Below are 21,667 nucleotides of genomic sequence, written 5' to 3' on the forward strand. Positions count from 1 at the left end.
ATGACCGACGAGGTCGGCGAGCTGGTCCTGCGCGACAACTACGACCAGGCCACCGCCCTGGGCAACGCCCGCGCGCAGTCCCGCTCGCTGCTGCCCGTGCACAAGCGGCTCCTCGCGGATCTCGAGCGGCGGGGCCAGCTCGACCGGGCGCTGGAGGGCCTGCCCACCGACGAGGAGCTCGACGAGCGGGCCGCCACCGGGGTCGGCCTCGCCTCGCCCGAGTTCGCCGTCCTGCTCTCCTACGTCAAGATCGTCCTGGAACGCGAGATCCTCGACTCCGACCTGCCGGACGAGGACTGGACCAACGAGGTCCTGGTCGACTACTTCCCGACCGCCCTGCGGGAGCGCTTCGTCGAGGCGATGGCCGAGCACCCGCTGCGCCGGGAGATCGTCACCACCGCCGTGGTCAACGAGGCGGTCAACCGCGGCGGCACGTCGTTCTTCCACCGCGCCTCGGAGGAGACCGGCGCCGGCGCCGCGGACGTGCTGCGCGCCTCGGTCGTGATCCGCGAGGTGTACGGCCTGGGCGACCTCCGCCGGGCGGTGGAGTCGCTGGACAACAAGATCCCGACCCAGTCGCAGACGGCGGTGTACCTGGAGATGCGCCGCCTGCTCGACCGGGCGGTGCGCTGGTTGGTCTCCAACCGCCGCCTCCCGATCGACGTGCCCGGCGAGATCGCGCGCCTGCGCCCCGGCGTCTCCCGGCTGCTGCCGCAGCTGGACACCCTCTTCCGCGGCCGCGAGCGCGACGCCCTGCGGGCCAACACCGCGGGCCTGCGCGAGCTGGGCCTGCCGGAGGAGATCGCCGACGTCACGACCCGCATCATGTACGGCTTCGGCCTGCTCGACATCGTCGAGGTGGCCTCGGCCACGGGCCGCGACGTGAGCGAGGTGGCGACCGTGTACTACCTGCTCTCGGAGCGCTTCCGGGTCGACGACCTGCTCTCGCGGATCTCGGCCCTGCCGCGCGAGGACCGCTGGCAGACGCTGGCCCGCATGGCGCTGCGCTACGACCTGTACGCGGCCCTGGCGGCGCTCACGGCCGAGGTCCTCAACGCCACCTCGGCCGACGCGGAGGCCGAGGCCCGGGTGCACGAGTGGGAGCAGAGCAACGCGACGTCGATCGCGCGGACGCGCAACGCGATCGGCGAGTTCGGGGAGTCCCCGGGCGACCTGGCGGCAATCTCCGTGCTGCTGCGGCAGATCCGCACGCTGGTGCGCGCTTCGGCAGCCTGACGCCGTCCGTCTCGGGGCCGGACCTGTCCTTCGGGCGGGTCCGGCCCTTTGCCTGCTGCGGCGGATCCGCACGTTGGTGCGCGCCTGCGCGGCCTGACCGCGCCGCGGGGTCGGATGCACCCTGCGGGGCGTATCCGACCCTGCGGTCTTGCCACCACGGACCGTGAGTCTGTCGGGAGCAACGGTCTGTGCGTGACGCGGACCGGAGCAATCTGCTTCGAAAATTTACGCGGCGAGGCCCAGCGTCTCGGCGGCGGCGCGGCCGTTGGCGTGGCTCGCCCCCCAGGTGGTGATGAACGCGCGGGCACCCGCCGGTCGCCACGAGGACGGCCAGCCCATCTCGACCACCGTGATGGCGTGCGTGGTGGCCAGCGCCTCGACCAGGGAACGCGCCCCCGGCAGCCGGTGGACATTGCGCCCCACGACCACGATCGGCCGCTGCCCCGCCTGGGTCCGAAGGTCCTCCGGGTCGGCCGCATCGGCCACGACGCGGACCTGCTCGGTGCCGTTCACGTGCGGCCCGAGGCCCCACGGCACGCGGCCGGCGGCGATCGACGACTCGGACTCCAGCTGCACGATGAGCGGCGCGGCCGCGCGGTCGTGGGAGCCCTCGATGCGCACCGCGCCCAGCGCCGCCGGGTAGCCCAGCCCCGGCTCCTCGCGGTCGGTCCGCGCCCCCGAGCGCGTCCAGGCGGACAGGTCGGCGACGCGGGCCACGGCCTCTTCGAGGCGTGCGAGGGGCAGACGCCCGTCCTGTACCGCGGCCACGATCTCGTCCGCGCAGGCGTTCGTGATCTGCTCGTCGATGTCCGCACCGATGCACAGCAGGTCGGCGCCCGCGGCCAGGGCCAGCACCGCGCCGGCCGGGATGCTGCCGGCGTAGCGGGCCGCGCCGAGCATCTCCAGGGCGTCGGTGACGACTACGCCGGCGAAGCCGAGGTCGCGGCGCAGCAGGTCGACGAGGACGGCGCGGCTGAAGGTGGCGGGGGCGTCACCGGTCAGGGACGGGACGCGGATGTGCGCGGTCATGATCGACTTGGCGCCGGCCTCGATGGCGGCCACGAACGGCGGGAGCTCGCGGTCGCGCAGCACGGTGGCGTCGATGTCGACGGTGGGCAGCTCGAGGTGGGAGTCGGCGAGCGTGGCGCCGTGGCCCGGGAAGTGCTTGGCGCACGCCGCCACGCCCGCGCCCTGCAGGCCGAGCACCGCGGCGGCGGTGTGGGTGGCGACCGCGAGCGGGTCGGAGCCGAAGCTGCGGGTGCCGATGATCGGGTTGTCGTCGGCCGTGTTCACGTCGACGGTCGGGGCGAGGTTGAGGTTGATCCCCAGGCCGTCGAGCTCGGCGCCGATGGTGCGGTACACCCTGCGGGTCACGGCGGGGTCCCCGAGCGCGCCCAGCGCGGCGTTGCCCGGGTAGGGGCTGCCCAGCCGGTGGGCCAGGCGCGTGACGTCGCCGCCCTCCTCGTCGATGGCGATGAGCGCGCCCTCGCGGGCCGCGTGCAGGCTCGCCGTGAGCGCGGCGAGCTGGGCGCGCTCGACGATGTTGAACCCGAAGAGCAGGTGCCCGGCCATCCCTTCGGCGATCAGGTCCACGGCCCACACCGGGGCCTGCTCTCCGCGGAAGGCACCCAGTAGTGTTCCCAGGGCCAGCCGGCGGAGTCCAGGATCGGTCGACACGATGTTCCCCCTCTGGCGCCGACGGTACTGCGAGATCCGGCCGTCACTCGGCGCGCGCCGGATGCTGCACACTCGTCTGATGCGCTATCCACAATCGTAAGAGCTTCTTGACCGGTTGTGCGTAGGCCGACCGGGTAGTACGACCGTACGCTTTCCCAATAGGTTGCTTGTGGCACGCTAATAGGAAAGTTTCCTAAATACTAGGGGTCTTTGTCACCATGAGTTCCGCCCGACTGCCCGGCACGCCCCGCCTGCTGCGGGCCCTCAACGACCGGGCCGCCCTCGAGTTGCTGCTGAGCCGGGGCCCGCTGACCCGCGCGCAGCTGGGCGAGCTGACCGGCCTTTCCAAGGTCACCGCGTCGCAGCTGGTCGAGCGGCTGGAGGAGCGGGGCCTGGTGGCCCGGGTCGGCGAGCAGGCCGGCGGGCGTGGCCCCAACGCGCAGATGTACGCGGTCGTGCCGTCCACCGCCTACGTCGTCGGCGTCGACGCCGGCCCGGCCCACGTGGTGGCCGGCGTCGCCGACATCACGGGCAACATCGTGGGTCGCACCGACGTGTCGATCGGCGACGGCGACGACCCGGTCAAGGTCGTGCACGCCGCGGTCGTGGAGGCCGCCGGTGCCGCCGGTGCCCCCATCGACCGCATCCGGCGCATCGTGCTGGGCACGCCGGGCCTCGTCGACCCGAAGAGCGGCGAGATCACCTTCGCCTGGGACCTGCCGCGCTGGCACCGGGGCCTGCTCACCGCGCTGCACGACGACCTGGACCGCCCGGTCATGTTCGAGAACGACGTCAACCTGGCCGCCATCGCCGAGCAGCACAGCGGCGCCGCGATCGGCACCAAGGACTTCGTGCTCGTCTGGCTCGACCGCGGCGTCGGCACCGCCGTCGTGCTGGGTGGCCGCCTGCACCGTGGCAGCGCCGGAGCGGCCGGCGAGATCGGCTACCTGCCGGTCGCCGGCACCCAGGTGAGCCGCGACGCCTCCCGCCGCTCGAAGAGCGGCTTCCGTGCGCTGGTGGACGCCGTCGCCGTACGCCAGATCGCCAAGACCCACGGCTTCAAGGCCAACGGCGCCGCCGACGCGGTCCGCGCCGCCATCGCCGCCGGCACCGCGGGCAGCCCCTTCCTGGACGAGCTGGCCCGGCGGATCTCGCTGGGCGTGGCGTCGGTCGGGCTGGTCCTCGACCCGGAGCTGGTGGTCCTGGCCGGGGAGATCGGGCAGGCGGGCGGGGCCGACCTGGCCCAGCGGGTCCAGCACGAGGTCGCCGCCATCGCGGTCGTCTCACCGCGGGTGGTGCCCACCGAGGTCGCCTCCGAGCCGGTGCTCAACGGGGCCATCCTGACCGGGCTCGACGCCGTGCGCGAGGAGGTCTTCGGCTCCACGGCGTGAAACGTGCACGCCGCGGCCGCCCGCTGTTCTCAGCGGGCGTCGCGGCGGCGCATCGAGACGAAGGCGGAGATCACCACGGCGGCGACGACGACGGCGATGACCAGCCCGCCCTGCTCCCAGCTGCCCGAGAAGCCCTTGGGCGGCACGCAGCGGCAGGACGGGTTCACGTCGGTGTCGAACGTGAAGCTCTTTGTCAGCCACGCCGAGACGTAGCTGGAGAGCCGGAACTTCTGCGAGTAGTCGGCGGTCTGCACCACGCTGAACAGCACGAGGGCGCCGAGCTCGTAGATCAGCAGATACGCCATGCCGACGCCCAGGGCCGTGGACGTGTGCCGGCCCAGGGAGGCGATCGAGAAGCCCAGGGCCGTGCCGGCCAGGGCCAGCAGCACGACGCGCACGCCCGTGAGCAGCAGCGAGCCGAACTCCGGCGCCGTCATCTGGCTCACCGTGCCGTTGCCCGCGGCCACGGCCATGAAGGCGCCGGTCCAGACGGCGAGGTACGCCACGGAGATCAGACCGAACCCCGTGCACACGGCCAGCAGCTTGGCGGCCAGGACGGACCCGCGGCGCGGGGCCCACAGCAGCAGGCCGGCCATCCCGCCCGAGTTCCACTCGACGCCCACGAACGACGCGCCGACGACGAAGCCGGCGACCGTCAGCACGAGGCCGGCGGTGTAGAACAGCGACGGCCATTGGCGGTGGAAGGAGAAGCCGTAGGCGAGCATCGACTCGGGGGTGGGGCGGGGGCCGTAGTCGCAGGCCCGCGGGAAGGACTCGTTGCGCCCGGCCGTCTCCAGGCCCGACTGCACGTTGCCGCAGTGCTCGACATTGCGGTCCCAGACGGCGGCGGCGCTGGTCGCGTTCTCCCGGGCGGTCTGGATCTCGGCCGGGGTCGGGGTGCTGCGGGTGAGCGAGAAGCCGAAGGTGAGGAACAGCAGCAGGATGCCGATGAGGATCAGGGTGACCAGGGTGACCCGGCGGCTGAACAATCGGGCCCACTCCGCGGCGAACAAGCGGGTCATGCCTGCTGCTCCTCCTCGGACCAGTCGGAGTCGTCGACCGGGCGGAACGCGCCGCGGCGCGGGCCGCCGCCGGTCAGGGTCAGGAAGGCGTCCTCGAGCTGGGCGACCGGGGCGAGCTCGCGGACCCACAGGCCGTTGACGCCCAGGGCGTGGGACACCCAGGCGGCGTCGGCGAGGTCGTGCACCACGAGGTGGTCGCCGGCGACGCTGACGTCGGCGCCCGCGTCGGTGAGGATCTGGGCGGCCCGCTGGTGGTCGTCCACGCGGACCCGGTAGGCGCCCTTGTCGGCCACGGCGAGCACGTCGGAGACGGCGCCGGCGGCGACCGTGTGGCCGCGGGAGATGATCGTGACCGAGTCGCAGATCTGCTGGATCTCGGCGAGGATGTGGCTGGAGATCACCACGGTCATGCCGCGGTCGGCCTGGGCGCGCAGCAGGTCGCGCATCTCGCGGATGCCGGCCGGGTCGAGGCCGTTGTTCGGCTCGTCCAGGATGAGCAGCTCGGGGTCCTTGAGCAGGGCCGAGGCCACCGCGAGGCGCTGGCGCATGCCCAGGGAGTAGGAGCGGACCTGGTCCTCCGCCCGGTCGGCCAGGCCCACCTGATCGAGCACGATCTTGATCCGCTGCTTCGGCACGCCGCCGGCCTTCGCCAGCAGGGAGAGGGTTTTGTACCCCGTGAAGTTGCCGAAGAACGCCGGCGCCTCGACGATCGCGCCGACCCGCGGGGCCACCTGCGCCTGATAGCGCGGCACGGGCTGGCCGAAGATGGACATGTGCCCCTCGTCGGCGCGCAGCAGGCCCAGGAGCGTCTTGAGCGTGGTCGACTTGCCCGAGCCGTTCGGGCCGAGGAACCCGTGGATCTGGCCGGGCTCCACGACCATCTGCAGCCCGTCGATCGCTGCCCGCGGCCGGCCGAACACGCTCCGGTATATCTTGACCAGGCCGGAGATTTCCAATGCTGCTGTCATCCCCGCGGACAATACGGGCTTCCCGCGCCGCGCGGGGCCCCGTCATCCGTCGATATCCCCCGGCGTGGTTGGATTGGCCCGTGTCAGATGACCTTGTCATCGAGGTGGAACAGGCGACGGTCACCCGCGACGGCACCGACCTGATCCGGTCGGTGAGCTGGCAGGTCGAGCTGGACGAGCGCTGGGTGATCCTCGGCCCGAACGGCGCCGGCAAGACGACGCTGCTCAACCTGGCCGGCGCGCGGATGTACCCGACCCGCGGCTCGGTCAGCGTGCTCGGCGAGCGGCTGGGCCGGACCAACATCGCGGAGCTCAAGACCCGCATCGGCTTCTCGTCCAACGGGCTGCTGCTGCCGGCCGAGGAGACCGCGCGCGACATCGTGCTCACCGCGTCCTGGGCGGTCGTCGGGCGCTTCCGCGAGCGCTACGACCGGATGGACGAGGGCCGGGCCATGGCGCTGCTCGACCAGTTCGGCGTGGCCGGGCTGGCCGACCGGCTCTACGGCACGCTGTCGGAGGGCGAACGCAAGCGGGTGCAGATCGCCCGGGCCCTGATGACCGACCCGGAGCTGCTGCTGCTCGACGAGCCCTCGGCCGGCCTCGACCTCGGCGCCCGCGAGGACCTGGTGCGCCGCCTCGCCGACCTGGCCGCCGACCCGGACGCGCCCGCGCTGGTGCTGGTCACGCACCACGTGGAGGAGATCCCGCCGGGCTTCACCCACGGGATGCTCATGCGCGACGGCGGCGTGGTGGCCCAGGGCCTGCTCCGGGACACCATCACCGCCGAGCACCTGTCCGAGACGTTCGGGACGCCGCTGCGCCTGTCGACGATCGACGATCGCTTCCACGCCCAGGGCGCCTGACAAGACCCGGCACTCGTACGTCCCGGGGCGCCCCGGCCGGCCGGGGCGCCCGGAGCGCTCGTCGGGTTAGCGCCCCTCGAACTTCGGCGCCCGCTTCTCCACGAACGCGGCCATGCCCTCGGCCTTGTCCTCGGTCGCGAACAGGGCCGCGAACAGCTGGCTCTCCCAGGCCAGGCCGGAGGCCAGGTCCATGTCGAGGCCGCCGTCGATCGCCTGCTTGGCGGCGCGCAGGGCCTGGGCCGGCCCGTTGACGTAGGGCCGTACGAGCTCGAGGGCGGCCCGGTAGACCTCGTCCCGCGGTACCACCCGATCCACCAGCCCCATCGCGAGCGCCTCCGGGGCGGGCACGCGCCGCCCCGACATGACGAGGTCCTTGGCCCGCGCCGGGCCGAGCAGGCGGGCCAGCCGCTGGGTGCCGCCCGCGCCCGGGATGATGCCCAGCGTGATCTCCGGCTGGCCGAGCGTGGCGTCCTCGGCGGCGACCCGCCAGTCCGCGGTGAGCGCCAGCTCGCAGCCGCCGCCCAGGGCCCAGCCGGTGATCGCCGCGACGACGGGCTTCGGGATGCGGGCGACCGCGTCGAACGCCCCGCTGAGCGCGACCGCGCGGGCGGCCATCGCGGCGTAGCCCATGCCGGCCATCTCCTTGATGTCGGCGCCGGCGGCGAACACCTTCTCCCCGCCGTAGATCACCACGGCCCGCACGTCCTCGCGCGTGGTCGCCTCGTGCGCGGCGGCCCGCAGTTCCTCCTGGACCTGGATGTTCAGCGCGTTCATCGGCGGGCGGTCGAGCCGGATCGTGCCGATGCCGCCGTCAACCTCGAGCCGCACGAGGCGGCTCACCTCGGATTTCACCGCGTCCACCACTGTCTCCTCAACGTCGTTGTCGTCGTGCGAAGCGTATTGCGCTGTACCGTCGACATGTCATGGCGATCACGTATTACCGCGACAATGCCGTGCACGTCAGCTCCGGCGGCGTGCGCATCGATGACGTGTGGTATCCGCTGGACACGTTGACGTACATCTGGCACCAGCGCACCGGCCGGCTGCGCCACGGGCTCTACATGATCGGCACCCGCGGCGGCGCGGTGCTGCTCGTCCTCGGCCTGCTGGTGGCCGCCGGGATGGCCGCGCGGCGCATCGACTTCGGCGGCGAGCAGCGCACGATGTACATCGCCGGCAGCATCCTCGCGGTCGTCGTCATCGGCGGCATCGTCGCCTTCGCCCTCGAGGGCCTGCTGGACCTGCTCGACCGGGCCCACGACCACGGCAAGGGCGTGCACGAGATCTGGGTGCGCACCCGCGGCGGGGACTCGATGATCTACTCGACCACGGACGCCCCCAAGTTCGGACAGATCTATCGCGCGCTCCAGCGGGCGGTCGAACAGTCGGCCTAGACTGCCCGGCATGGTGGCCCTGGGCGTCGACTTCGGCACGTCGCACACGGTGGCAGTGGCCCGCTGGCCGGACGGGCGCGCCCGCCCCCTGCTCTTCGACGGCTCCCCGCTGCTGCCCTCGGCCGTGTCGCTGGAGGAGGACGGGCTCGTTGTCGGCCGCGACGCCGTGCACAGCGCGCGCCGGGCGCCGGAGCGCTTCGAGCCCAACCCGAAGCGGCGCATCGACGACGGCTCGGTGCTGCTGGGCGAGCGCGACGTCCCGGTGCCCGAGATGGTGACCGCCGTGTTCCAGCGCGTCCTCGCCGAGTTCACCCGCACCGCGGGCGGCGCCGCCGACGCGGTCACCGTCACCCACCCGGCCGGCTGGGCCGCCACCCGGCGCAACACGCTGCAGGAGGCGGTGCGCCAGGCCGGGCTGCCCGCGGCGACGCTGGTCCCCGAGCCGGTCGCCGCGGCCACGTACTTCGTGCGCGTCCTGCGCAACATGGTGCCGGTCGGCTCGTCGGTCGTGGTGTACGACCTCGGCGCGGGCACGTTCGACGGCAGCGTGGTGGCCCGCACCCGGGCCGGCTTCGAGGTGCTCGCCGTCGGCGGCCGCGACGACCTCGGCGGACTGGACTTCGACGAACTGGTGGTCGGGCTGATCGGCCGCGCCCTGCCGGCCGGGGACTGGGGCCGGGTGAGCGCCGACCCGCGGGCCGCCCGGCGGCTGCGCGAGGAGGCCCGCGAGGCCAAGGAGCGGCTGTCGCGCGCCGCGTCGGCGACCGTGATGGTGCCGGTGCTGGACCGCGACGTCCAGCTCACCCGGGAGGAGTTCGAGGCGGCGGCCCGGCCGCTGGTCGAGCGCTCGGTGCAGGTGCTGGGCGAGACGCTGCGGCTGTCGCGGCTCGCCCCGCAGCGGGTGGCCGGGATCTTCCTGGTCGGCGGGGCCTCGCAGATGCCGCTGGTGGCGACCGAGCTGCACCGCGAGTTCGGGCGGCCGCCGGTGACGATCGAGCAGCCGGAGCTGGTGGTGGCCGAGGGGGCGGTGCTGGTCGGCCCGGCGGTGCGTTCCCGCAACGGCGTCCCCGTCCCTGCCCGGCCGATTCCTGTTCAGCCTGTGCCTGCCCGGCCTGCGGCCCCGGTGTTGCCCGCGTTGCCGTCCGGCCCTGTGGTCCCGCCGGCGTTGGGCGCCTTGGCGCTGCCGGCCGCTCCCGTGCCGTCCGCGCCGGGTCCGCCGGTCTCGCCCGGTCCTGCGGTCAATGCCCCGATCAGCCCCACCCCCGTCAGCCCTCCGGTACGGCACCGGCCGCCCGTTTCGCCGCCCTTCGTGCCCCCGCGCGTGGTGTACCCGCCGCCGCAGGTGATCTACATGCCGCCTCCCCAGGTCGTGTACCTCCCGCCGCCGATGCAGCCGCGGCCGCGCGCGCCGTGGTCGATCCGGTGGCCGGCCGGGTTCATGACGACGTACGGCGTGCTGCTCTACCTCCTCACCGCCCTCCTGCTGCTCGCCGGCGGGGGCGTCCAGCTGGTCGACAACCCGTCACCGGACCTCGACAAGGACCAGTTCACCACCGACAGCCTGCAGTGGGCCGGCATCTGCGCGGTGCTGGCCACGCTGCTGCTGCACGGCGCCGGCCGGGCGAGGCGGCCGGCGGGCGGGCACCGGTGGTACCCCCTGGCGCTCTGCGTGATCGTGACGGCCTGCAACCTCGCGCTGACCACCGAGGGCGGCGGCTACTGGACGCTGATCCCGGGCGTGGTCTTCGCCGCGTCCACGGCCGGGCTGCTGCTGCCGCCGTCGCACCGCTGGCTGCGCCGCCCGCCCCGGCCGAAGATGCCTCCGCAGAACGCCGCGGGCTAGGCGCCTCCCCTTAGACTTCGGGGCATGCCTATGCCAGGGGTCCGGCTCGGGGTCGACTTCGGCACCTCGAACACCGTCGCGGTGGTGCGCTGGCCCGACGGGCGGTCCCGGCCCCTCATCTTCGACGGCTCGCCGCTGCTGCCCTCCGCGGTGTACGCCGAGCCCGGGGGCGCAATCATCGTCGGCCGCGACGCCGTGCACAGCGCGCGGCTGGAGCCCGCACGCTTCGAGCCCAACCCGAAGCGGCGCATCGACGACGGCACGGTGCTGCTCGGCGACCGGGAAGTGCCGGTCAACGACCTCGTGGCCGCGGTGCTGCGCCGGGTGCGCGACGAGTTCGCGCGCACCGTCGGCGCCGACGTGGTGCCCGAGGTGACGGTGACCGTCCCGGCGTCCTGGGGCGCCACCCGGCGCCTGTCGGTCGCCGACGCCGCCGCCGCGGCCGGGCTGGGCCGGGTGCGGCTGGTGCCCGAGCCGGTGGCCGCCGCCGCGTACTTCACCCAGGTCCTCGGCCACGACGTGCGGGTCGGCTCGGTCGTGGTGGTGTACGACTTCGGCGCGGGCACGTTCGACGCCAGCGTGGTCGCGCGCACCGCGGACGGCTTCGAGGCGCTCGCCGTCGACGGGCGCGACGACATCGGCGGCGTCGACGTGGACAACGCGATCGTCAAGCACATCGGCACCCTGTGCGAGCCGCGGGCCCCGCAGGAGTGGGCGCGGCTGATGAGCCCCCAGACCGTCGAGGACCGCCGGCACCGCCGCCTGCTGTGGGACGACGCGAAGGTGGCGAAGGAGCGGTTGTCCCGCCAGCCGGCCTCGGACCTGACGGTTCCGCTGCTCAATGTGGACGTACACCTGACGCGGGAAGAACTCGAGGGCCTCGCCCTGCCGATGCTGCGCCAGACGGTGCGGGTGACCGAGGGCGTAATGCGCTGGGCGCAGCTGCCCGAGGACGCGGTGGCGGGCGTGTTCCTGGTCGGCGGCTCCAGCCGGATGCCGCTGGTGGCGACGCTGCTGCACCGCGAGCTGAAGCGGGCGCCGGTGGCCATCGAGCAGCCGGAGCTGGTCGTCGCCGAGGGCAGCATGCTGGCCGGGTCGACGGTGACGCTGACGGGCGCGGAACCGGCGCCCGGGCCGGCGACCGGGGTGCTGCCGCAGATTCCGGGGCTGCTGTGGCAGTCGTCGTCGCCCGCCTCGGCGCCTCCCGCCTCCGCGTCTTCCGCGTTCGCGCCTTCTGCGTCGCCTTCCGCGTTCGCGCCTCCGCCCGCGCCTTCCGCGTTCGCGTCGCCCGCCTCGTCGGCGGCTCCCGCCTCGCCGGTTTCGCCGGCCGTCGGGTTCTCGATGCCGCCGTCGGGCGGGTTCGGCGCGCCCGTGTCCGCGCCGCCGGTGGACAGTCCACTGTGGCCCGACGCCCCGGCCTCTTCGACCCCTGTCTCGGCACCGCCTCCGGCCTCGCCGGTTTCGACGCCGCCGGTTTCCGCGCCCCCGTACACGCCGCCTCCGTTCAGGCCGACGCCGGTTTCGTCGGCTCCGACTGTTCCCGCACCGCTGGGTTCCCCGCCGCCGGTTTCCCGGCCGCCGGTTCCTTCGCCGCCTGTTTCGGCGCCGCCGAATTCGCGGCCGCCTGTTTCGATGCCACCGCCGGTTTCCGGTCCGCCCGTGTCCGCGCCGCCGCCGCAGAACCAGGGGCGGGTGTACCAGTCGGTGCCGGAGCCGTCGACGCGGTACGACGAGTACGGCAAGCCCTTCCGCGCGGACGCCGCGCCGCCGCCCCCGTCTCGGCCGCCTCAGCAGCGGGTTTCCGCGCCGCCGGCCAAGGCGTACGAGGGCGGGCGCCCGCGCCGCAGCCCCGCCGCCCGGGCACTGCTCACGCTGTTCGTCCTGGTGCTGCTGGTGGCGACGCCGCTGGTGGCCGGGTACGTCTCGTACTACCTGACCACCGACCGCTGGCCACAGCCGGTGGCGGGCTGGCTGGGCTCCGACAACCCGTGAGAGCTCGGCTCCGCGCCCGCGCCCGGCTGCAGCGCCCCGTGACCGCGCCCGGCCGTAGCACCGCGGGACCGCGCCTGGCCGCGGCGACCCGCGACAGCCCGGCCGCGGTACCTCGCGACCGCGCCTGGCCGCGGCACCTCGCGACCGCGCCCGGCCGCGGCGACCCGCGGGCGTTCGGCTGTGGCGCCCCCGCGCGGGTTCGGCTGCGGCGGCCTCTGAGCGCTTGGCCGGGGGCGATTCTCGGGCGCTCGGCCGCGGCGACCCGTGAATGCTCGGCTCCGGCAACCCATGAATGTGAGTAGGATTCGCACATGACGACGATCGACGGGCACGGTGGCGACCTGGCGCTCGCGGCGCTGCGCGGCTTCGGGGTCGAGGAGATGTTCACCCTGTCCGGAGGGCACGTCTTCCCGCTGTACGACGCGGCCAAGCGGGCCGGCGTGCGCATCGTCGACGTGCGGCACGAGCAGTCCGCCGTGTTCGCCGCGGAGGCGGTGGCCAAGCTGCAGCGCCGCCCCGGGCTGGCCGTGCTCACCGCCGGGCCCGGCGTCACCAACGGCGTGTCCGGCCTGACCAGCGCGATGTTCAACGGCGCGCCGGTGGTCGTGCTCGGCGGCCGCGCGCCGCAGTTCCGCTGGGGCTCCGGCAGCCTGCAGGAGATGGACCACCTGCCGATCGTGCGCGCCGTCACCAAGCACGCCGAGACGATCTTCGCCACCGACGAGGTCTACGCGCGGATGCGGGCCGCCGCCCTGACCGCCCTCACCCCGCACCGGGGGCCGGTCTTCGTCGACCTCCCGCTCGAGGTCGTGTTCTCGACCGGTGAGGTCGAGGAGGAGCCTCTTCCCGCGGTACCGCTGGAGGAACCCGATCCGGACGAGGTGCACCGCGCCGTCAGCCTCCTCGCCGCGGCCCAGCGGCCGGTGATCGTGGCCGGCTCCGACGTGTGGGCCGGCGACGCCACCGCCGCACTGCGCGAGGCCGCCGAGGCGCTGCGCATCCCGGTCTTCGCCAACGGCATGGGGCGCGGCACGCTGCCGCCCGGCCACCCCCTCGCGTTCGCGCGGGCGCGCAAGCCGGCCTTCGGCGGGGCCGACGTGGTCGCGGTCGTCGGCACGCCGCTGGACTTCCGGCTCGGCTTCGGGGACTTCGGCGGCGCGCAGGTCGTGCACGTCACCGACGCGGCCTCGCAGAAGGCCGGGCACGTGACCCCGGCCGCCGCCCCCGCGGGCGACCTGCGGCTGACCCTGGGCGCCTTCGCGGCCTACTCCGGTCTGGTCGCCGACCACGAGGAGTGGATCGCCACGCTGCGCGCCGCGGAGAACGCGGCCAAGGCCAAGGAGGTCGACGCGCTGGAGGCCGACACCGACCCGATCAAGCCCAGCCGGGTCTACGGCGAACTGCGCAAGGTGCTGGCTGACGACGCGGTGACCATCGGCGACGGCGGCGACTTCGTCTCCTACGCCGGCAAGTACCTCGAGCCCGCCCGCCCTGGCACCTGGCTCGACCCGGGCCCGTACGGCTGCCTCGGCACCGGCATGGGCTACGCGATGGGGGCGCGGGTCACGTACCCGGACCGCCAGATCTGCGTGCTCATGGGCGACGGCGCGGCCGGCTTCTCGCTCATGGACGTCGAGTCGCTGGTCCGCCAGCAGCTGCCGGTCGTCATCGTGGTCGGCAACAACGGCATCTGGGGGCTGGAGAAGCACCCGATGCGCCAGATCTACGGCTACGACGTGGCCGCGGACCTGCAGCCGGGGCTGCGCTACGACGACGTGGTGAAGGCGCTCGGCGGGGCCGGCGAGACGGTGGAGAAGCCGGGGGACCTGGCGGGGGCGCTGGGGCGCGCGTTCGCGTCGGGCGTGCCGTACCTGGTGAACGTGCTCACCGATCCGGAGGACGCCTACCCTCGCTCGTCGAACCTCGCCTGATCGAAACTGCCTGTGCCACCTTGTGGGTGGTCTGGCGGTGGTACCTCGTGGGTCGTGGTGCTGTTCGTGCGCTTCGGCCTGTTCTGCTCCAGGCCGGGTGTCCTACTCGAGGCCCAGCAGGCGGGGCAGTTCGCCGATGGAGCCGATGACCTCGTTCGCGCCCACGGCCTGCAGCGCCTGGCGGTCGCCCGCGCCGGTGAGGACGCCGACGAGCAGGCCCGCGCCCGCGCGCTGGCCGGCGATGAGGTCCAGCGGCGTGTCGCCGACGACGAGCATGCGGCGCACGTCCTCGACCCCCAGCTTCAGCGCCGAGACGAGCATGAAGTCCGGGAACGGGCGCCCGCGCCCGGCGTCGGCCGGCGAGAGCACCAGATCGACCTGGCCCCACCAGCCGAGGGCGTCGATGATCGCCTCCTGGGTGGCGCGCGCGAAGCCGGTCGTCAGGGCCACCTTGATCCCGTTGGCACGCAGCGCCTTGATGGCCTCGATGGCGCCGGGGATCGGCAGCACCGCGCCCTCGTCGACGAGCAGCCCGTAGGCCTCCTCGAACGTCTCGTTGGCGGCCTGGGCGCGCGCCTCGTCGCCGTCCAGCAGCAGCCGGAACACCTCGATCCGGCTCTGCCCCATCGTCTTGCGCACGACGGCCAGCATGCGCTCGTGCTGCGGGGTGCCCGGTGCGACGCCCTCGCCGGCGAACGCCACCGTGAAGGCCTGCTCGACCAGGCCGTCATCACGCACCGTAGTGCCTGCCATGTCAATGCAGGCCAGTTGCCACGCGGTCATCCCGCGATGGGAGCACGGCCAGGAGACCGGATGGTGAACGGCACAAAACCGTCAGAAGGCACCCGCTCACCGCAGCGCGGGCGGGCGCTCATCCGGGTCGTGGATCGGACGGTAGAGCCCGCCCGACCACCGGCGAGTCCAGGCGTGACCCGCGGTGCCGCAGCAGACGCCCGGGTGGCCGCGGGCCTTGCCTTCCGCCGTCGCGCCACGCCAGCAGCCCGGCGGCGCGGCGCGCGAACGCATCGATGAATGCGTCCCGATTATCTTCATGAACGTCGATGTGTAGGTGCTCTCGGGTCAGCCACCGGCGCAGCGACCGCGCGTAGTCACCGGTCGGGTCGGCGACCGCGCAGATGAGCTCCGAGTCGTGGGTCCAGGGGGCGCAGCGACACGTTGTCCGAGCCGATGCTCGCCTCATGGGGTCGCCCGGGCCGGTTGTGCGGCCGCCGGTGCCGGACGCGCGGTCGCGGGCTCGGTGACGTCACGTCGGAGAGGAAGTGCACGCCCAGCGCGAGCCGGCTGAAGCCGATCAGCAGGACCACGACGCCGCCGGCTAGCAACGCCGGGCGGCGCCACCGGGCGGGCAGCGCCGGTAGGAACACCACCAGCAGCACGGCGTAGCAGATGAACGAGTTGAGCGCGTGGCCGCTCGGGAAGCTGTTGCCGCCCCCGTGCGCGACGGGCCGCTCGACGACCGGGCGCAGCCGGCCGACGGCGAGCTTGAGCGTCGGGTCGAGCACGAGGCCGCCGAGGGTGGTGGCGACCAGGAAGCCGGCGAGCCGCAGCCGGCGGCGGACCAGCAGCAGGATCGCGGCGATGGCGACCAGCCAGGCCAGGACGCCGAAGCTGCCCAGCCGGCTGATCCCGCCCATGAGCGTGACCAGCGGCCGGTGCGGTGCGACCAGCGCGTTGAGCCCGTCGGCGACGCCGCGGTCGAGCGACTCCAGGGGCACCCACCGAGCCCGCACGGCGATCACCAGCACGCTGAACAACAAGGCCGCCACGCCGAACCCCGCCATGCGCCAAATGGCCGCCTTGTCGCTCCTCACGTTTGCCATCATGCCCAATCGGGGGAATGCCAGAACGTGACGAACAACGATCTGCTGAAGGCGCTGACGCGGGTCGGCTTCATCGGGTACGGGCTGTTGCACCTGGCCCTGGCCTGGGTGGCCGCGCAGATCGCGTTCGGCCGGGCCGACGAAGAGGGCGACCAGTCCGGGGCATTCCGGAAGCTGGCTGAGCAACCCTTTGGTGAGTTCCTGCTGTGGTTTGTCATCGTGTGCCTGGTCGCCCTCGCCGTGTGGCAGGCGATCCTGGTCGCCTGGGGCCACCGCGAGTCGCACGGACGCGAACGAATCCTCGAGCGGATCTCCTCGGCCGCCCGCGTGGTGATCTACGGCGTCCTCGCGTGGACCGCGGGCAGGGTGGTGCTCGGCGCGCCGTCCTCCAGCGCGCAGCAACAGCAGCAGGTCACCGCCGGGCTGATGGCCCGCGCGGCGGGGGAGTGGCTGGTCGGCCTCCTCGGTCTGGCCGTCCTCGCCTTCGGCCTGGGGATGGCCTGGTACGGCTGGAAGCGCAAGTTCGCCCGCAAGCTCACGATCGCCGCCCCGCGCCACCGCACGGTCGCGATCCACGCCGGTCGGATCGGCTACGTCGCCAAGGGCGTCGCGTTCGGCATCGTCGGGTACCTGCTGATCGACGCGGCCGTCACCAACGATCCCGGGAAGTCCCGGGGGCTGGACGCGGCGCTGCACACGCTGGCCGGGCAGCCGTACGGCAAGTTCCTGCTGGTGGCGGTCGCGGCCGGGGTGGCCGCGTTCGGCGTCTACTGCTGCTTCCAGGCCCGCTACCGCAAGGTCGGCACGTGACCCCCGAGGCTGTGCGCCGCAGGTCTGTGGGCTGCCGTCCTCGGCGGCGCGGCGCTTGGCGGTGCCGTCCCCGACAGTGGAGGTTTGGACCGTGAGCTTCGTCTGTGGTGCGCGTCCGCGCGGTGGACGGGAGACGGCTGCCGGTCGCCGCGCGGCGCGACGGGCCGGCCCTTGCGAGGTGGCCGCGTGAGCGTCAAATCCGCGGTGGTCATCAATCCCTCCAAGGCCACGGACATCGAGGAGCGGCGCCGCGAGCTGCGCGACGCGCTGGCCGCGGCCGGCTGGCCGGAGCCGCTGTGGCTGGAGACCACGCCCGAGGACCCCGGCTGCGGCATGGCCCGCGCGGCCGCGGAGGCCGGCGTGGAGGTGGTCCTCGTCTACGGCGGCGACGGCACCGTCATGGCGGTCGCCGGCGAGCTGGCCGGCAGCGATGTGGCCGTGGCACTCATCCCCTCCGGCACCGGCAACCTGCTCGCCACCAACCTCGGCATCCCGCGCGACGTCGCGGAGGCGGTCGCCGTCGCCGTCGCGGGGGAGCGCCGGCGCATCGACGTCGGGGAGGTCGAGGGCGCGGGCGCGTTCACCGTGATGGCTGGCATGGGCTTCGACGCGGCAATGGTCGGCGAGACGCCGGACGACGCCAAGCGCCGCTTCGGCTGGGCCGCCTACGTTGCGTCCGGCCTGCGCAATCTCACCCGCCGGCGGATGTCGGTGCGGATACGGCTGGACGGCGGCCGCTGGCTGCACCGCCGCGCGGCCGCGGTGCTGGTGGCGAACGTGGGCCGCCTGCAGGGCGGCATCCGCCTGTTCCCCGACGCCCAGCTGGACGACGGCGAGCTCGACGTCGCGGTCCTCACCCCGGCCCACGTGGCGGACTGGGCGCGCCTTGCCGGCGGCGTACTGCTGGCCCGCCGGGCCGCACCGGGCCTGGAGACCTTCCGCGCCCGCGCGGTGGAGATCCACGCGACCCGCGAGGAGCCGCGCGAAATCGACGGCGACGTCATCGCGCCCGGCCGTCGCCTCTCGGCCCGCGTGCGCCCGGGCGCGCTCACGGTCTGCGTGCCGCCGTCCTGACCGCGCCCGGCTCGACCCTGCCCCTCGCCTTGCCGGCGCGGTCAGCAGGCTGGGCTGATGTGGCTCCGGGCGGCCCAGTCTGGTGGAAGGCAGCACTCAGTCGATGCGGAAGTTGGTGAGCGACATTAAGTGATCTTGGTGTCTCAACTCCGTACGATCTGGTGCTACGGTGTTCCCATGACACGCATCACGGTCGACGTCAACGATGAGTGGCTGGACGCAGCCCGCGTAGAGCTCGGCACGGACAGCAAGGTCGCGACCATCAATGCGGCTCTCCACGCCTTTGCGATACGCCGCAAGGCCGCCGAGATCGTTGCGGCGTTCGACAGCGTGCAGATTGACTTCGGCGACTCCCATCACGCATGGGGCTACGGCGGTGGACGTGACCTGTCCCGACTCGCCGAAGACGCACGAGAGGCCGATGCGGCCTGATGCCTGGCCCGATCTATCTGGCAGACACCTCGGTGTATGTGCTGCAAGGACAACATCCACGGGTACGCAGCCGGTTCGAGACACTGCTTACGGAAGGACGACTGGCCGCCTGCCAGATGACCTCCCTCGAATACCTCAACAACGCACCGGATCCGAAGAGCTACGAGATGCTGTGGGCAGCACTACATGGGCATCGCTGGATCGACGTAACCGCACAGGCAATGACGCGAGCGCTTGACACGCATCGGGCGCTCGCGACAACCAGCCAGCACCGCCACTTCCGCCTGCCCGACCTCATCATCGCGGCCACCGCTGAACTGCACGGTGCGACCGTGCTCCACTACGACGCCGACTACGACCGCATCGCCGCCATCACCGGTCAACCCGTTGAATGGGTGGCGCCCAAGGGCTCACTCTGACCAGGGGAGGCTCTGCCGTTCTGAGCGCGCCCCGCCCGGCCCGGTCTGAGGGCGGCTTGCCCCGTTCCGGGGCCGCTCTGGGGCGTCTGTGCGTGCTGAACTCTGGGCGCGCTGCACTCTGTGCGTGCTGATCGTCCTCGGCGTTGCCTGCGCACTGGCCTGTGGCCCGCGCCTGCCCGCGGCCCTGCGGCGTGCGCCGCGCTCGCCCGGCCGCCCAGCCTGGGACCGCCCAGGGGCCTGCCTGACCTGTGCCCGCGCCCGCGCGGCGCGTGCTCGTGGCCGGCCTGGGCCGGCGAAGGCCTGCCCGGGTCGTGGTGGTGCTGGTCAGCCCGTCAAGTGCCCGGGTTGTCGTCCTCGCGGCGTTTCAGGTCTTCCTCCCACCGGCGCAGCAACTCGGCGTCGCGGCGGGACTGGGCGGTGTCGATGCCGCGGAGGAAGTCGGGGTCGTCGTCGGGCGCGGTCACCCGCCGACGGCTACGGCCGCCCGCGACCACTCCTGCGCGCTGCTCGAGCGACACGGGGCGGCCGGCGAAGAACCACGCGACCGGACCGACGATCGGCAGCAGCAGGATCACCAGGAACCAGACGGGCCGGGGCAGCCCGCGGATGTCCTCACGCTCTGAGGACAGGCAGTCGATCAGTGCGATCAACGTCGCGACCAGCACGATCAGGAAGGGAAATGCGCGTCCCATGGCGCCATCATGACTCAGTGGAGGGGGTCATGGCATCAGCAACAGGGTGGCCATGGCGCAGTACAGCAGAATGAGCCCGACCAGGCCGGCCAATGATCGCCCGACCGGGGTGGCGACGTTGCGGACCCGGCGCATGATGAGCCGCACCGCGGCCGCCCAGACCAGCGCGACCGCGGCGAGGGCCAAGGCCGCGGTGGTGGGATCCAGGTGTACCGCGGCCAGGCGCCCCAGCAGCAGGGCCACCGCGCTGAACGAGACAAGGGTCCGGCGCCACGACAGCTGGGTGCGCTCCCGCTGGGCGCCCGGGGGCGGCTGCGGGGACAGGGCGGGCGCCATGTCGCCGTTGTCCGGCGCGCCGTCGCCCGGTCGCGTGGGGCCGGTGCTGCCGGAGGGGCTGCCCGCCGTACCGTTGCCGGGTTTTCCAGGCTCGGAGGCGTTGGGCTCTGGGCTCATAGCAGCGTCGCGATCAGCAGCGCGCCCGCGCCGAGGGTGACCACGAGGGCGAGGATGGCCGGGAAGCGCGACGGGGGCAGCGCCTCACCCAGCCGCATCGCGCGCTCGCTGCGGGCCCAGTGATCGACCGCCCGGATCGCGACCAGGCCACCGAGCGCGAGCAGTGACACGGCGACCGCGGCGCGTAGCCGGTGCTCCGGCAGGAACTGGGCGACCGCGAGGCCGCCGCCGATCAGCGCGAGCGCGGTGCGCAGCCATGCCAGGAACGTGCGCTCGTTGGCCAGCGAGAACCGGTAGTCGGGCGTGCTGCCGACCGAGCGGACCTCGTCGGGATCGAACCAGAGCCGGACCGCCGACCACATGGACATGAATTGTCAGACCCCCTCAGTACAGTCGCCTCGTGCTCAGAACAACACTCGCCGGACTGCGTGCACACAAGGTACGACTTGTGCTGACCGCCGTCGCCGTCATGATCGGGGTCGGCTTCCTTGCCGGCACCCTCGTGTATGGCGACACCGCGCGGGCCGCGTTCTACGACGATCTTGCCCGAGCGGCCCGCAACGTGGACGCCTCGGTCGGGCCCGACCGCATGCCCTTCGGCGACCGCACCTCCGGCTTCGCCGAGACCACCCGCCGCCTCGGCTTCGGCGACCTGGACAACGTGCGCGCCGTGCCCGGCGTGGCCCACGCCGACGGCCGCATGGCCGAGCGCCTGTCGATGCTCGACCCCCAGGGGCGCCTGATCGCCAACTTCGGCCGGGCCGGCTGGGCCGTGTCGGTCCCCGGGGACGCGACCCTGTCCATGTTCGACACGTCCTCGGGCCGCCTGCCCGAGCGCGACGGCGAGATCGCGATCGACGCCACCACCGCGCAGGCGCACGGCTTCCGCCTGGGCGCCCCGGTCTCCGTGGTCGGCCCCGGCGCCACGCCGCTCGGCCTGACCCTGGTCGGCACGTTCGACCTCGGCGCCAACAAGCGCTTCGCCGGGCTGTCGGTGGCCGCCCTGACCCCCGCCGACATGCGCGGCATCGCCGGCGCCACCGGGTATGCCGAGATCGTCGCGACCGCCGCACCCGGCGTCGGCGAGGCCGAGCTGGCCGCGCGGGTGCGCGGGAGCCTCGGCGGCGTGCACGTGCTGGACGGCGCCGCCCTGCGCCAGGCCTATGCCGTGGCCGCCGCCAAGTACGTCAACGGCTTCCTGATCGTGCTCTTCGCGTTCGGCCTGGTCGCCCTGGCCGTGTCCGTCTTCGTCATCGCCAACACCTTCGCCATCCTGGTCGCCCAGCGGGTGCGCGAGCTGGCGCTGCTGCGCTGTGTCGGCGCCTCCCGCCGTCAGCTGTTCGGCTCCGTCGTGCTCGAGGCCCTGGTCGTCGGCGTGGTGGCCTCGGCCGGCGGCCTGCTGGCCAGCGCCGCCGTCGGCTGGGCGCTGCTCGTCGGCCGCGACGCGCTCGGCCACGCGGTGCGCATCGACCGCCTCGTGCTCGGCCCGTCCACGGTGGTGATCGGCCTGGTCGCGGGCACCGTGGCCACCGTGCTGGCCGCGCTGCTGCCCGCGCTCACGGCCAGCCGCGTCGCGCCGATGGCCGCCCTGTCCGCCGCGCCGCTGGAGGCGGCCGTCCCCGGCCACCG

At 73.5% G+C, this 21,667-nt stretch carries 20 protein-coding genes and 1 pseudogene; 12 read left to right on the forward strand and 9 right to left on the reverse strand.

Annotation, left to right across the window (positions count from 1 at the left end; translation table 11 throughout):
• Positions 1 to 1,236, forward strand: a pseudogene (locus AB0M46_RS46370) (NAD-glutamate dehydrogenase); the annotation flags it as partial.
• A gap of 225 nt (positions 1,237 to 1,461) precedes the next feature.
• Here the strand turns inward: AB0M46_RS46370 and AB0M46_RS46375 are convergent.
• Positions 1,462 to 2,913, reverse strand: coding sequence for a glycoside hydrolase family 3 N-terminal domain-containing protein (locus tag AB0M46_RS46375; RefSeq protein WP_363347161.1), 1,452 nt, complete (start codon positions 2,911 to 2,913; stop codon positions 1,462 to 1,464).
• A gap of 218 nt (positions 2,914 to 3,131) precedes the next feature.
• Between AB0M46_RS46375 and AB0M46_RS46380 the strand changes: the two genes are divergently transcribed.
• Entirely contained in the window at positions 3,132 to 4,304 is a 1,173-nt protein-coding gene (locus tag AB0M46_RS46380; protein WP_363347163.1) for an ROK family transcriptional regulator, read from the forward strand.
• A 29-nt stretch (positions 4,305 to 4,333) separates the two neighbouring features.
• On the opposite strand, the gene AB0M46_RS46385 is transcribed toward AB0M46_RS46380, so the two are convergent.
• The gene (locus tag AB0M46_RS46385) at positions 4,334 to 5,326 is read right to left on the reverse strand and encodes an ABC transporter permease subunit (RefSeq protein WP_363347165.1); all 993 of its coding nucleotides are present in this window, start codon (positions 5,324 to 5,326) and stop codon (positions 4,334 to 4,336) included.
• The gene (locus AB0M46_RS46390) at positions 5,323 to 6,294 is read right to left on the reverse strand and encodes an ATP-binding cassette domain-containing protein (RefSeq protein WP_363347167.1); all 972 of its coding nucleotides are present in this window, start codon (positions 6,292 to 6,294) and stop codon (positions 5,323 to 5,325) included. The genes AB0M46_RS46385 and AB0M46_RS46390 overlap by 4 nt, the downstream gene beginning before the upstream one ends.
• A 44-nt stretch (positions 6,295 to 6,338) precedes the next feature.
• On the opposite strand from AB0M46_RS46390, the gene AB0M46_RS46395 reads away from it, so the two are divergent.
• Entirely contained in the window at positions 6,339 to 7,157 is an 819-nt protein-coding gene (locus tag AB0M46_RS46395) for an ABC transporter ATP-binding protein (protein WP_363347196.1), read from the forward strand.
• Positions 7,158 to 7,223: 66 nt separating this feature from the next.
• Here AB0M46_RS46395 and AB0M46_RS46400 read toward each other — a convergent pair whose 3' ends face one another.
• A complete protein-coding gene (locus AB0M46_RS46400) occupies positions 7,224 to 7,997 on the reverse strand; it encodes an enoyl-CoA hydratase-related protein (protein WP_363347198.1) in 774 nt (257 codons plus the stop codon).
• An 83-nt stretch (positions 7,998 to 8,080) separates the two neighbouring features.
• Here AB0M46_RS46400 and AB0M46_RS46405 point away from each other — a divergent pair, with 83 nt between their 5' ends.
• The 4 genes from AB0M46_RS46405 to AB0M46_RS46420 all read left to right on the forward strand — a co-directional run bounded on the left by AB0M46_RS46405 (position 8,081) and on the right by AB0M46_RS46420 (position 14,317).
• Complete coding sequence (locus AB0M46_RS46405; protein WP_363347169.1) at positions 8,081 to 8,551, forward strand: DUF6232 family protein; 471 nt, start codon at positions 8,081 to 8,083, stop codon at positions 8,549 to 8,551.
• A 10-nt stretch (positions 8,552 to 8,561) separates the two neighbouring features.
• Entirely contained in the window at positions 8,562 to 10,394 is a 1,833-nt protein-coding gene (locus AB0M46_RS46410; RefSeq protein ID WP_363347171.1) for an Hsp70 family protein, read from the forward strand.
• Between the two features lie 24 nt (positions 10,395 to 10,418).
• On the forward strand, positions 10,419 to 12,386 hold the full coding sequence (locus AB0M46_RS46415; protein WP_363347174.1) for an Hsp70 family protein: 1,968 nt from the start codon (positions 10,419 to 10,421) through the stop codon (positions 12,384 to 12,386).
• Between the two features lie 311 nt (positions 12,387 to 12,697).
• Positions 12,698 to 14,317: an acetolactate synthase gene (locus AB0M46_RS46420; RefSeq protein ID WP_363347176.1), complete on the forward strand. Its 1,620-nt coding sequence runs from the start codon at positions 12,698 to 12,700 to the stop codon at positions 14,315 to 14,317.
• A 102-nt stretch (positions 14,318 to 14,419) separates the two neighbouring features.
• On the opposite strand, the gene AB0M46_RS46425 is transcribed toward AB0M46_RS46420, so the two are convergent.
• Both AB0M46_RS46425 and AB0M46_RS46430 read right to left on the reverse strand, forming a co-directional pair.
• On the reverse strand, positions 14,420 to 15,100 hold the full coding sequence (locus AB0M46_RS46425) for a phosphonatase-like hydrolase (RefSeq protein ID WP_363347178.1): 681 nt from the start codon (positions 15,098 to 15,100) through the stop codon (positions 14,420 to 14,422).
• Between the two features lie 326 nt (positions 15,101 to 15,426).
• Positions 15,427 to 16,149 carry a phosphatase PAP2 family protein gene (locus tag AB0M46_RS46430; RefSeq protein ID WP_363347180.1) on the reverse strand — a complete coding sequence of 241 codons (723 nt, stop codon included), beginning with the start codon at positions 16,147 to 16,149 and terminating at the stop codon, positions 15,427 to 15,429.
• Positions 16,150 to 16,185: 36 nt separating this feature from the next.
• Here AB0M46_RS46430 and AB0M46_RS46435 point away from each other — a divergent pair, with 36 nt between their 5' ends.
• The 4 genes from AB0M46_RS46435 to AB0M46_RS46450 all read left to right on the forward strand — a co-directional run bounded on the left by AB0M46_RS46435 (position 16,186) and on the right by AB0M46_RS46450 (position 18,893).
• Positions 16,186 to 16,968 carry a DUF1206 domain-containing protein gene (locus AB0M46_RS46435; protein WP_363347182.1) on the forward strand — a complete coding sequence of 261 codons (783 nt, stop codon included), beginning with the start codon at positions 16,186 to 16,188 and terminating at the stop codon, positions 16,966 to 16,968.
• 186 nt (positions 16,969 to 17,154) lie between these two features.
• Positions 17,155 to 18,042: a diacylglycerol kinase family protein gene (locus tag AB0M46_RS46440; RefSeq protein ID WP_363347184.1), complete on the forward strand. Its 888-nt coding sequence runs from the start codon at positions 17,155 to 17,157 to the stop codon at positions 18,040 to 18,042.
• Between the two features lie 177 nt (positions 18,043 to 18,219).
• Entirely contained in the window at positions 18,220 to 18,474 is a 255-nt protein-coding gene (locus AB0M46_RS46445) for a DUF2191 domain-containing protein (protein ID WP_363347186.1), read from the forward strand.
• The gene (locus AB0M46_RS46450) at positions 18,474 to 18,893 is read left to right on the forward strand and encodes a PIN domain nuclease (protein WP_363347188.1); all 420 of its coding nucleotides are present in this window, start codon (positions 18,474 to 18,476) and stop codon (positions 18,891 to 18,893) included. The genes AB0M46_RS46445 and AB0M46_RS46450 overlap by 1 nt, the downstream gene beginning before the upstream one ends.
• Positions 18,894 to 19,225: 332 nt before the next feature.
• Here AB0M46_RS46450 and AB0M46_RS46455 read toward each other — a convergent pair whose 3' ends face one another.
• The 3 genes from AB0M46_RS46455 to AB0M46_RS46465 are packed head-to-tail and all read right to left on the reverse strand — an operon-like array spanning position 19,226 to position 20,400.
• Positions 19,226 to 19,585: a PLD nuclease N-terminal domain-containing protein gene (locus AB0M46_RS46455; RefSeq protein WP_363347190.1), complete on the reverse strand. Its 360-nt coding sequence runs from the start codon at positions 19,583 to 19,585 to the stop codon at positions 19,226 to 19,228.
• 27 nt (positions 19,586 to 19,612) lie between these two features.
• A complete protein-coding gene (locus AB0M46_RS46460; protein WP_363347192.1) occupies positions 19,613 to 20,038 on the reverse strand; it encodes a DUF202 domain-containing protein in 426 nt (141 codons plus the stop codon).
• Complete coding sequence (locus AB0M46_RS46465; RefSeq protein ID WP_363347200.1) at positions 20,035 to 20,400, reverse strand: DUF202 domain-containing protein; 366 nt, start codon at positions 20,398 to 20,400, stop codon at positions 20,035 to 20,037. The genes AB0M46_RS46460 and AB0M46_RS46465 overlap by 4 nt, the downstream gene beginning before the upstream one ends.
• Before the next feature lie 38 nt (positions 20,401 to 20,438).
• On the opposite strand from AB0M46_RS46465, the gene AB0M46_RS46470 reads away from it, so the two are divergent.
• The coding region (locus AB0M46_RS46470; RefSeq protein WP_363347194.1) for an ABC transporter permease at positions 20,439 to 21,667 on the forward strand (1,229 nt) is incomplete at its 3' end.

It is taken from the genome of Dactylosporangium sp. NPDC051485, assembly GCF_040682015.1.
Classification (GTDB): domain Bacteria; phylum Actinomycetota; class Actinomycetes; order Mycobacteriales; family Micromonosporaceae; genus Dactylosporangium.

Excerpts from the sequence above, each read along its gene's own strand:
- AB0M46_RS46380 (WP_363347163.1), top strand. The coding sequence starts at position 3,132 with ATGAGTTCCGCCCGACTGCCCGGCACGCCCCGCCTGCTGCGGGCCCTC.
- AB0M46_RS46385 (WP_363347165.1), bottom strand. The coding sequence starts at position 5,326 with ATGACCCGCTTGTTCGCCGCGGAGTGGGCCCGATTGTTCAGCCGCCGG.
- AB0M46_RS46390 (WP_363347167.1), bottom strand. The coding sequence starts at position 6,294 with ATGACAGCAGCATTGGAAATCTCCGGCCTGGTCAAGATATACCGGAGC.
- AB0M46_RS46405 (WP_363347169.1), top strand. The coding sequence starts at position 8,081 with ATGGCGATCACGTATTACCGCGACAATGCCGTGCACGTCAGCTCCGGC.
- AB0M46_RS46410 (WP_363347171.1), top strand. The coding sequence starts at position 8,562 with ATGGTGGCCCTGGGCGTCGACTTCGGCACGTCGCACACGGTGGCAGTG.
- AB0M46_RS46415 (WP_363347174.1), top strand. The coding sequence starts at position 10,419 with ATGCCTATGCCAGGGGTCCGGCTCGGGGTCGACTTCGGCACCTCGAAC.
- AB0M46_RS46420 (WP_363347176.1), top strand. The coding sequence starts at position 12,698 with ATGACGACGATCGACGGGCACGGTGGCGACCTGGCGCTCGCGGCGCTG.
- AB0M46_RS46425 (WP_363347178.1), bottom strand. The coding sequence starts at position 15,100 with ATGACCGCGTGGCAACTGGCCTGCATTGACATGGCAGGCACTACGGTG.
- AB0M46_RS46445 (WP_363347186.1), top strand. The coding sequence starts at position 18,220 with ATGACACGCATCACGGTCGACGTCAACGATGAGTGGCTGGACGCAGCC.
- AB0M46_RS46450 (WP_363347188.1), top strand. The coding sequence starts at position 18,474 with ATGCCTGGCCCGATCTATCTGGCAGACACCTCGGTGTATGTGCTGCAA.
- AB0M46_RS46455 (WP_363347190.1), bottom strand. The coding sequence starts at position 19,585 with ATGGGACGCGCATTTCCCTTCCTGATCGTGCTGGTCGCGACGTTGATC.
- AB0M46_RS46460 (WP_363347192.1), bottom strand. The coding sequence starts at position 20,038 with ATGAGCCCAGAGCCCAACGCCTCCGAGCCTGGAAAACCCGGCAACGGT.
- AB0M46_RS46465 (WP_363347200.1), bottom strand. The coding sequence starts at position 20,400 with ATGTGGTCGGCGGTCCGGCTCTGGTTCGATCCCGACGAGGTCCGCTCG.